Below are 361 nucleotides of genomic sequence, written 5' to 3'. Positions count from 1 at the left end.
CGGTGATGTCGCGGGTGATCTTGGAGAACCCGCGCAGGGCGCCACTGCTGTCGTACTGGGCGGTAATCACCACACTGGCCCAGAAGCGGCTGCCATCCTTGCGGCAACGCCAGGCCTCCTCCATGTAATGACCATTGCGTGTGGCCTCGCGCAGCGCCATGTCGGGATGCTGCGGACATTCTTGCGGCAGATAAAACACCGAGAAATGCTGGCCGACGATCTCCTGTTCGGTGTAGCCCTTGATCCGTTCGGCGCCGGCATTCCAACTGGTGACGAAGCCGCGTGTGTCGAGGGCGAAGATACCGTAGTCCTTCACCCCGTCGATGATCAGCCGCAAGCGTTCTTCGTTGTCGCGCAAGGC

Annotated in this window: 1 protein-coding gene; it reads right to left on the bottom strand. The window is 61.5% G+C overall.

Going from position 1 to position 361, the window contains the following annotated elements:
- The coding region (locus AC1DES_RS19250; protein WP_476897290.1) for a PAS domain-containing protein at window positions 1-361 on the bottom strand (361 nt) is incomplete at both ends.

Source organism: Arthrobacter sp. 05T442, from assembly GCF_056395945.1.
The sequence above is the reverse complement of the archived record's forward strand: the minus strand, read 5'-3'. Positions and strand labels throughout refer to the sequence as shown.